Origin of the sequence: Acinetobacter sp., from assembly GCF_036659555.1 — a bacterium.
Classification (GTDB): domain Bacteria; phylum Pseudomonadota; class Gammaproteobacteria; order Pseudomonadales; family Moraxellaceae; genus Acinetobacter.
Map to the genome: position 1 here is coordinate 1 of NZ_JAVXCI010000115.1, position 7,987 is coordinate 7,987.

Annotated in this window: 7 protein-coding genes; 1 reads left to right on the forward strand and 6 read right to left on the reverse strand. The window is 50.9% G+C overall.

The genetic code is table 11. From position 1 onward, the window contains the following. Positions 1-100: 100 nt before the first annotated feature. A complete protein-coding gene (locus tag RSA72_RS13045; RefSeq protein WP_332633300.1) occupies positions 101-547 on the forward strand; it encodes a GatB/YqeY domain-containing protein in 447 nt (148 codons plus the stop codon). A gap of 85 nt (positions 548-632) precedes the next feature. Here the strand turns inward: RSA72_RS13045 and RSA72_RS13050 are convergent, their stop codons facing one another. From RSA72_RS13050 to purF, 6 genes are all read right to left on the reverse strand, one after another. Further along, complete coding sequence (locus RSA72_RS13050) at positions 633-995, reverse strand: hypothetical protein (protein WP_332623643.1); 363 nt, start codon at positions 993-995, stop codon at positions 633-635. Positions 996-1,164: 169 nt separating this feature from the next. Then, positions 1,165-2,604, reverse strand: a complete 1,440-nt coding sequence (locus RSA72_RS13055; protein WP_332623644.1) for a M48 family metalloprotease — start codon at positions 2,602-2,604, stop codon at positions 1,165-1,167. A gap of 81 nt (positions 2,605-2,685) precedes the next feature. Further along, complete coding sequence (locus tag RSA72_RS13060) at positions 2,686-3,654, reverse strand: 2-hydroxyacid dehydrogenase (RefSeq protein WP_332623645.1); 969 nt, start codon at positions 3,652-3,654, stop codon at positions 2,686-2,688. Between the two features lie 8 nt (positions 3,655-3,662). Beyond that, entirely contained in the window at positions 3,663-4,313 is a 651-nt protein-coding gene (locus RSA72_RS13065) for a hypothetical protein (RefSeq protein WP_332623649.1), read from the reverse strand. 171 nt (positions 4,314-4,484) lie between these two features. Next, entirely contained in the window at positions 4,485-6,374 is a 1,890-nt protein-coding gene (locus RSA72_RS13070; protein ID WP_332623646.1) for a peptidase M48, read from the reverse strand. Between the two features lie 90 nt (positions 6,375-6,464). Further along, positions 6,465-7,987: amidophosphoribosyltransferase (gene purF / locus RSA72_RS13075; RefSeq protein WP_332623648.1), on the reverse strand; the 1,523-nt coding region annotated here is incomplete at its 5' end.

The following is a 7,987-nucleotide window of genomic DNA, read 5'->3' on the forward strand; positions in this document are numbered from 1 at the left end:
TGTTAAACGCTACCAAAAGAAATTGGCGCGTGAATCAGTACGTACTACTCGCCTGTACTAAGATTAATTTGTGATTGATTGACTCAACCTGGACTATAAAATGACTGCTTTAAAAAACCAAATCACTGATGTTTTGAAGGCCACCATGCGTGCCAAAGAAATGAGCAAGTTGACGGTAATCCGCAGTCTGCAGGCAGCAATCAAGCAAATTGAAGTCGATGAACGCATTGAGCTTGACGATGCTCAGGTTCTTGCGGTCATTGAAAAGCAAATCAAACAACGTAAAGAATCGGTTAAAGCCTTTGAAGGCGCTGGCCGAGAAGATTTAGCTAGTAAAGAACAAGCCGAAATTGAGATTCTCTCTCAATTTCTACCAGAAGCTATGACTGAGGAAGAGCTTGATTCTATCATTGCGCAAACTATTGCTGCGCAAGAAGCTACTAGCATGAAAGATATGGGTAAGGTGATGAACTCTCTGCGTCCGCTCATAGCCGGGCGTGCCGATCCTGCACAAGTTTCCGCTAAAATTAAAGCCAAGCTTGCTTAATCCCTTGTCTGATAAAATCCTATCTTTGACGTTGAACTGCCTTTAATTGCAAAGACAGTTCTTCTGCGAATAACTAAAATTCCAATTAATGCAAATCACACTGCACATTATACTTTTTCAGCATCTGCATTTCTTTAGATGACATCACCTGCTTAATCACATCCTGCTTGGTAATTCCTGCATACTGGCGGTCTAAATAGGCGCGGTTTTCATCTGCCGCCTGATACAGATTATCCGCATATTTGCCGACAATCCCGCAAAATTTAGCCTGCTGCTCACTGCTGAAGCCCTGCTGCATAGGATTGAGTGTTTTGAAAAAATCCCGCGTATCTTTTTTATAATTGCTGCTGATCTGCTCCACTGCCAGCACATACTGCTCTGCACTGGCAGCTAAAACCGGCTGCGCGCCAAACCCCAATGCAAATACTGCGAATATAAATTTTTTCATCTATTAAGTCTTTGTAATCAAATCATAAAATACCATGCGGCATATTGTAGCACCGGCTGTTTCCAGCGCATATCTCAAAGACCGTTTATGCAGATAAAATCCGGCTGCTCAGCGCCTTATATGCCGATTCTTTAGTCTAAGAACCGGCTGCTTTGAAGTTCCGGCTACTCTAAATTTTCAGCTGGCGGTCTTTCTGCATGGCGCTCAGGCGCTGATCAATCGCTGCCGACAAGGATTTATTTTCCTTCGCCAAACGCTGCGCATGCAGCAGCGACTTGATTGCATTCTCTTCATAGCCCGACCAGAATTCAACTTCAGCGCGGTAGCGCAAGACATTTACAGCCCGCAGCGGCGATGTGCTGTCCGCATTCGCTGCCTGCTGCATCAGCCTCCAGCCATTGACATCACGCGGATTGGCGCGCAAAAACGGCTGCACAGCGCTTTGCGCCTGGGCAGGCTGCTTATTGCGGATCAGCGCCTCTGCATATTTGTAATTTAACGCGCGGCTTTCCGGCATAACCGCCGCCGCGCTGCGGATGCCGCTTAAAGCCTCATCCAGCTTATTTTGCCCAAGATAAACATCAGTTTGCAGCAGCGTCATCAGCACATGGTCTGATTTCAACTTTTTTGCACGGTCTAATGCTGCCTGCGCCGCAGCATAGTCACCATGCTGCGCCTGAAAAGCAGCCAGCGCCAGCAGCCCTGCAAAACTGTTTTGATCCGCCAAGGACTGCAGCTGCTGTTCATTGGCTTGTCCGGAAATCACCCGGCTGTACCATTTAATGACATCAAAATCATCATTGTTCAGGTTCGGCTTGACCTTAGGCAGCTGATTTGCCCTTAAGCGCGCCTCACTCATGCGCTGCGTGGTTAAGGGATGCGTCAGCCAGAAGTCCGGCAAAAAGCTGACGCTGCTGGTTGCGCGGTGCATCACCTCAAAAAAATCCGCCATGCTTTGCGGATTATAGCCAGAGGCATACATATACTGCATGCCGATGCGGTCTGCTTCACGCTCCTGATCGCGGCTGTAAGTCAGCTGCTTATCCATCAGCGCCGCCTGCGAGCCCAGCATGACCGCAGCCCCAACATCGCCGTCAGCCTGAGACGCCACCAAGGCGCCCACCAGAATCCCAGCCAGCGACAGTAAGCCCTGCCCCTTAAACGCCTCCTGCGAACGGCTGTAATGGCGCTGCGTCACATGGGCAATTTCATGCGCCATCACGCCCGCCACCTCATCCATATTGCGCGCGGAATTAATTAAACCGGTATTTAAGGCGAATAGACCGCCGGGAACAGCAAAGGCATTGATTTGCGGATCATTAATGATCAACAGCCCAACCGGCTGATTCAGCTGCGTCTGGCTGAGAATATGCGAAAAGACCGCAAACAGGCGGTCTTCCAGCCACGGATTCTGCGTGACAGGCATCTGCTTATTGACTTCGCGGAAAACTTTTTCGCCAATGGCTTTTTCTTTTTGCTGATCTAAAAATCCGACACCGCCGCCGATATCCGGCACAGAAAATTGCGATGTGGCATTAAATTCTACAGTGTGGGTTTGCGCAAGACTTGAGCACAACCCCAAACTGCATGCCAGCAAAAATCTTTTCAATTTTAAATCCCGGTTAACCCTGTCTAAAAGGAATATAGCATTGAAAATAGAGCAGTTATGAAAGAAAGTGTTATTAATTCTTTAACCGAAGCCAAAGTTAACCGCGCAGCGTGGCGTGCCGCCTTCCAAAGCATCCAGCAGATTTTGATAAGCCAGTTCCGCCATGCGCCGGCGCGTCTGCACAGTGGCGGAACCAACATGCGGCAAGGTCACCGCATTATCCAGCGCAAACAGCTCTGAGGCCTGCAGCGGCTCTTTTTCATAAACATCCAAGCCGGCCGCAAATATAGTTTTATTTTTCAAAGCTGCGATCAGCGCCTGCTCATCAACCACTGAACCGCGGGAAATATTCACCAAAACCGCATGCGCCTGCATCAGCTCCAGTTCGCGCGCGCCGATCAACGATTTTGAAGCAGCATTTAAATCCACCGCAATCATCACAAAATCCGAACGCCGCAATAAGTCATCCAGCGCGCAGAACTGCGCCTTAAACTGCTCAGCCGTTTCAGGCTTTTCGCGCCGGTTATGGTACAGCACATTCATGTTGAAGCCGTAAAATCCGCGCCGGGCAACCGCCGCGCCAATATGCCCCAAGCCGATAATGCCTAAAGTCTTGCCAAACACATCCTGCCCAAACTGTTCAGGGCCGGCAGTTCTTGCCCACTGCCCCTGCTTAGTCCACTGATCAAGCGACGGCACTTTGCGCGCCGCGCTCAGCAGCAGCGCAAAGGCTAAATCCGCAGTGGTTTCAGTAAGCACATGCGGGGTATGCGTCAGCAGAATTTTTCTTTGATTTAAATAAGATAAGTCGTAGTTGTCATAGCCCACGCTGACACTGGAAATGACTTTTAGTTTTTCCGCATGCTTTAAATTGCTTTCATTCAGCACGCGGCCCGCGCCGATCATGCCGTCTGCATCCCGGCTTTGCGCTAAAATCTGCTGATTGACATCGCCCTGCTTAGGATGAACCTGAACCACATGATACCGCTGCTGCAGCCTCAGCAAAATTTCAGGATCAATTTGGCTAAAAACAACAACTTTTTTCTTCATGCGGTCGGTCAATCCTTGGTTTTATTCTGCATAAACTGCCACAGGCGCTTTTTCAGCAAGGGCTGATCCAGCATGTCCTGCAGCGAAGCCAGCTGGATATATTCCGAAGACTGCAAATGCGGAATTTCACCCAGGCACAGCACATTTTTTTCCGCGCTGACCGCATCTAAAAAGCCCTGCACATAAGACGCCGCGCCGCGCCCATCCTGCATGTTCGGCCATGCAAACGGCCACTGCAAGGCATGGAATTCCGCCTGAACCGCGCGCTGAATATTCCTCCACAGCAGCTGCTGGTCAGCGCTCACATGGCTGGCATCCAGCAGCAGTACGCAATGCGGCAGGCTGACGGCCTCTATGGCAAATGCCGCAATCTGCAGCGCTGGGGCCAATTCAGCTGGCGCAGCCGGCTTAGGCGCCGCAGCTTCATCAGGCGCTGGCTTCTCTATGGCAATTTCAGCTTTCAGCTGCGGTTCCGGCTTAAGTTGAGGCCGCGCCTGCGCCAGTTTTACAGGCGCTTCAGGCAAAATGATTTCAGAAATTGCTTCCGGCGGAGCCTGATCGCGCCATACAGCCGGCTGATGCTGCTGGCACAGCGTGCCCTTAGGAATCCAAATATCAATTCCCAACACCGCCATTATGTCACGCTGATGCCCAATCATCATTTCATCATCACCAAATTCAGGCTTGGTATTCTATCGGGAATGGCCGCGCTTTGCAGGACTTTTATCGCAATTCAGCTTAATCTGTGCGCAGGCCTTTCCCGCTTAAACCCCGCCGGATTTTACAGAAAAAGCGCCGGCGGGCTGCAGGCGCAATGCAAAGCGCCCGCCTTAAATAATGGTCAGGCTGTTTTTCTTCTGCATCAAGTCAATCATTTCTTCCGCTTCAAAGCCCAAGCGCCAATACAGCAGCTCCAGCACATCCAGCTCATCCTGTGTAATGACACGGTCATTCCACAGGCAGATTTCCGCCACAGCCAGAATGCTGAAGCGGTCACGCAGCAGCAGGCCGGAAATATCATTTAAAATTTCCGCCAGATCAATCGGCTCATCAGAAATTTCACTGTACAGCTCCAGTTCCTGCTGGCTCAGAATGCGCTTTAAAATCATTTCCCGCACTTCCAGCTGGCTGTCGCTGTTAATCTGCTGCACATGCAGCAGGGCGTCAATCAGGCGCACAATGCTCGGCTTGACATCTTCCAGCGCAGTCGCAGCATGAATAGGCATCAGGTGCAATTCAAACTTAACCCGCTCCAGCAGCAAAGCGTCCAGCAGGCCAATTTCGCCATCTTCCTGAATAATGCGCGCCAGCTTCATCAGGAACTGCCGGGCAATGGTTGCCGGCATGCCACCAATGTTCTTGCAGGCCTCCTGAAAAATCGCAATGTGCACGCGGCCATCCAAATGCAGCAGCGAATCCACAATGGCGCGGCTGACCTCCGCATCTGTGGGAATAAACTCGCGGTATTGCCGGATCATCAGAATCGCCACCATGACTTCGCGCGAACCGGTTGCAGTTAGCAATGCGCGGTCAATCAATTCAGGGCGACGCCAGTTTTCACGGATTTCAGGCTTTAAAGGCTTAATGGCGTCTTTAATGGCAAAGCTGATAGGCGACAGCCTGAGCAGCGGCAGCGGCTGCGGAGAACTCCACGGCACCGCCACATCCGGACTGATCTCCTCCAGAGAGCGGAACAAATTAAATAATGGCTGATTTTTCAGCTTTTTCAGATTTTCCAGCTGCAGATCCTGAATCACGCCCGGATTCAGTTCAAAAATCCGCTGTGCAATTTTAGGATGGATATTCATCCAGCTTTGCGGGCTGAGCGCGTTGGCAAAGCACATATGCGAAATCGCTTCGGCATATTCACTGTGAATCTGCGAGCCTGAATGATGCACATAGATGCGCAGCAGGGTTTGGATATTGGCGTCATTCTGAATCAGGCGCTTGGTTTTCTGATCGTTCTTGTACGTCCGCCCGCCCAGCGTAATAAACTTAATAAAGCGGGTGATCAGCACGCCAAGGCTGCCGACCAGCCAAATGATGGCACCAATTGCAACAAAGACCGTTTCAAATTTGTTTTCACGCATATCGCCGCCGCGGTAGAAGCCGCGCTTGGCTATTTTGCTGCCCCACTGGCTGAAGCTCGTCAAACCGCTGTACAGGATTTTCAGCCGGGTATTTTCAGCCGCTTCGCCGGACAGGATTTTATTGAATTCATGGCTGAGCAGGCCATACAGCTCCATCTCATCCAGATTCTGCAGCGCGCCCCAGGTTAAAATAATCACAGTATCGCGCGGGTAGAAACCGGCGGTCAGCGCATTGACCCCGACTTCGTAAGGCAAAACATACAGCGCCGGGGTATCAATTAAAAATGTATCCGCCAGCTGCCCGGTAATTTTCAGCGCTGCGCTTTCTTCCGGGACGCTTTCAATTTGGCTTAAGCGCCGCGCGCCCAGCTGTTTCGCCAGGGAATGCCCGCCCATCCTGAAAATATAGAATTCATACAGAACCGAAACCGAGATGATCAGCAGCAGCAGCGCAACCAGATAAGGGCTGAGCACATGCCAGTAAACTGACTGCGAAGAATCCGCATAAAAAACCAGAAGCCCGGCAACCGCATTAATAATGGCAATAGTCAATAAAACCGCTGCTGCGCAAATTGAAGCAGACCAGAACATATTTTTGTTTTTTATAAAGCCGTAGCCAACCTGTCTCAATATAATCCTTTAAAACAACATTGCCTTCTATGCAGCCATCATAAATGAAAAAAGCGGGAAATTCCCGCTTTTCATAGAGCCTTGAAGCAATTATTCTTCACGGACTCCAGTCAGGTCAACCGAAGACGCATCGACATTGACATCAATGTATTTGTCTTTCTTTTCCAGCTTCGCAGAGTCGCTGCGCTTCTTCTCCAGCGCTTCCAGATAAGCCTCGTTGATGCCGCCCGCCACATAAACGCCGTCAAATACCGAGCAGTCAAACTCCTGCAGTTCCGGCACTTTAGTGGTGCGCACAGCGGCTTTCAAGTCTTCCAGATCCTGGAACACCAAGCGGTCAGCGCCGATGATTTCGCGGATTTCTTCCACGCTGCGGCTGGATGCAATCAGCTCAGCCTTCGCCGGCATGTCAATACCGTAAACGTTCGGGTATTTCACCATCGGCGCAGCAGAAGCAAAGAATACTTTTTTCGCGCCGGCATCACGCGCCATCTGAATAATTTCATTGCAGGTTGTGCCGCGGACAATCGAGTCATCCACCAGCAGCACATTTTTGCCCTGGAATTCCAGCTCAACAGGGTTCAGCTTTTGGCGCACAGATTTTTCGCGCTGCTGCTGGCCCGGCATAATGAAGGTGCGGCCAATATAGCGGTTCTTCATAAAGCCTTCGCGGAATTTCACCCCAAGCATATTGGCCAGCTCAAGCGCAGAAGTCCGTGATGTGTCTGGAATTGGAATCACCACATCAATGTCGTGCTCCTCACCCCATTCGCGCAGGATTTTCTGCGCCAGCTTCTCACCCATTTTCAGGCGGGCTTTGTACACTGAAATGCCGTCAATTGTGGCATCCGGGCGCGCAAAGTACACATATTCAAAGATGCATGGGCGGTATGCAGGCTCAGCAGCGCACTGCTTCGTGAACATTTCGCCTTTTGCCGTAATGAAAATCGCTTCGCCCGGCGCAATATCACGCTCGACTTTAAAGCCTAAAGCGGTAATCGCCACAGATTCAGAGGCAATGATGTATTCTTTGCCCTGCTCTGTTTCACGCGAGCCGTAAATCAGCGGGCGGATGCCGTTCGGATCGCGGAAGCCGACCAGGCCCTGACCGGTAATCATGGTCACTACCGCATAGCCGCCTTTGCAGCGCTCATGCACGCGCGCAACAACTTCAAAAATATCTTCCGCAGAGGCAGTGAGCTTGCTGCGCTTCTGCAGCTCATGCGCAAAAACGTTCAGCAGAACTTCCGAGTCTGAGTCGGTATTCATGTGGCGCAAGTCTGTCTTGAACAGGTCATCATGAAGTTCAGACGCATTGGTCAGGTTGCCGTTATGCGCCAAAGTAATGCCGTACGGCGAGTTCACATAGAACGGCTGCGCTTCGGCGCTGCTGGATGAACCCGCAGTCGGATAGCGCACATGGCCAATGCCGTAATTGCCCTGCAATGCGCGCATGTGGCGGGTATGGAACACATCCCGAACCATGCCGGTATCTTTGCGCAGGTACAGGCGGCCCTCATGGCAAGTTACGATCCCGGCGGCATCTTGTCCACGATGCTGTAACATCGTTAATGCATCAAACAACATTTGGTTAACGGGTGATTTACCAGCTA

What these genes read in the sequence shown, in the direction of transcription:
- RSA72_RS13050 (WP_332623643.1), bottom strand. Translation starts at nt 995, where the DNA reads ATGAAAAAATTTATATTCGCAGTATTTGCATTGGGGTTTGGCGCGCAG.
- RSA72_RS13045 (WP_332633300.1), top strand. Translation starts at nt 101, where the DNA reads ATGACTGCTTTAAAAAACCAAATCACTGATGTTTTGAAGGCCACCATG.
- RSA72_RS13065 (WP_332623649.1), bottom strand. Translation starts at nt 4,313, where the DNA reads ATGATTGGGCATCAGCGTGACATAATGGCGGTGTTGGGAATTGATATT.
- RSA72_RS13060 (WP_332623645.1), bottom strand. Translation starts at nt 3,654, where the DNA reads ATGAAGAAAAAAGTTGTTGTTTTTAGCCAAATTGATCCTGAAATTTTG.